1 protein-coding gene and 1 pseudogene are annotated in these 1,677 nt (G+C 59.6%); one reads left to right on the top strand and one right to left on the bottom strand.

Annotated features, from left to right (window positions below; translation table 11 throughout):
- Positions 1-434: 434 nt before the first annotated feature.
- Positions 435-623: pseudogene (locus AC1D1Z_RS37125) on the bottom strand (regulator); the annotation flags it as partial.
- A 268-nt stretch (positions 624-891) separates the two neighbouring features.
- Between AC1D1Z_RS37125 and AC1D1Z_RS37120 the strand changes: the two are divergent.
- Positions 892-1,677: ABC transporter substrate-binding protein (locus AC1D1Z_RS37120; protein WP_477853806.1), on the top strand; the 786-nt coding region annotated here is incomplete at its 3' end.

Below are 1,677 nucleotides of genomic sequence, written 5' to 3'. Positions count from 1 at the left end.
GCGTCATCCTGGCGAATGGCCGGTGGCTGTGCTGCAGATGGACCATATGCTCTGACCACGGCAGTCTGGCTGTCTCGGAACTTTCGATCTCGCAAGTCTGTTCGTACTGTTGAATGGAGGAACTGGCCATGTCCAAAAAGAATAATGACAAAGGGGGCAATCCTAAAGACCAGCCGGTCAATCACCCTGACCGTAAAGAAGTTCCACCGGAGCCTGACGATCACCAACACCCGGCTCGAGATACAAGGGAGGCACCGGTGCCCAACCCAAACGGCGAGCCTGTCGACAAACCTTAGCAACTGCCAGACCGTCGTGAACCGACTTTTGGATCGGGTTCGCTGTTGCGTGGAACAAGGAAGATCCAAACGTCTCGCGATGACATCATCGATGTCTTTGATTCATCGAGCGCCGGCCATCCTAGCGTCGCAATCAAACTATTCCTCGGCGTCGGAACAGTTCTTATATTGCAGCTTCTGAAGTGGCGCATCCAGCCTCAGGATGAGCCCGGTCGGGGCGTAATCAAGAGAGACCTCCCCGAAAGCGGACAGGCTGGAGCTGACGAGCCGAGTGCCGAACCCCTTCTTGGTTGGAGTTTCCACCGCCGGACCTCCAACCTCCTGCCAAGGAGCACGTCGCCGCCTGATCAGCGCCGCCGGCGCGCTGTCCGACGGGTAGGGGGGCGCCTTGTTCTGGCTTCGCAGCAACTGCCAACTAGGTTGCCCGCGCTACCAATGGGCGCCAATATCGACTATACTTTCGTCCACTGAATATTTTGGCTTGTTCGTCGGTCGCTCCTTCAGGAGAAGGGGCGCGTCGAAATGTGACTTGCAGCAATTAGCCGGATCTCATCATCCCACCGTTATGTGCCGTGGGTCAGCGAGGGGTGTTCGGATGAAACCGAAACGACGTCCCTTCCTCAAACTTGCAGTCGCGCTGGCGATGAGCCTTCCTGCCATCGCCGCCGCGCAGCAGACGTCGGCCAAGACGCCACGAATCGGCCTTCTCGCCTGGTGGCCTTGCGGTATGCCCTATGCGAGCGAAACCAGCGAGTTCGGAATGTTCATGCAAGGGCTTCACGACCTGGGCTACACGCTGCACGAACTCAGCTTCGAGTGCCGGAGCGCGAGTAAGCAAGACAGTCGCCTTGCAGCCGCGGCGGGGGACCTGGCGCAGCTCCCCGTGGATGTGATCGTGACTTCGTCTCAGCCGGCTGCGCATGCTGCCCAAGCAGCGACCGATGCGATTCCAATCGTGACCATCATCAGCGGTGACCCAGTTGCGGCAGGCTTAGCGAGCAGCCTCGCAAAACCTCGGGGCAATCTCACGGGTGTCACTTATTACGCCACTGAACTAGCCGCCAAACGGCTGCAGCTTTTGATGGAGGCCATACCGGGGCTTGCCACTGTCGGCGTGCTGGCAAACCCGGTGGTGTCATATCTCCCCTTCGAAATGGACACCAAGCAAGCTGCCCGCCACCTAGGAGTGGCTTTGAGCCTCCAGCAAGTCAGCGAGCCGGGCGAACTCGATGTTGCGTTCTCGCGCATGAAGGCCGACGGCGCTCAAGCCGCCTTGGTGCTTCCCGACCTCATGCTGGCCGACCAGTCGTCGCGAATCGCCGCCTTGGCGATCGAGCATCACCTGCCGATCATGGCTTGGGGCTCGTGGTACGTCGCAGAG

The sequence above is a fragment of the Rhizobium sp. P1_E1 genome (assembly GCF_056406015.1).
This window is presented reverse-complemented; position numbering and strand designations above follow the sequence as displayed.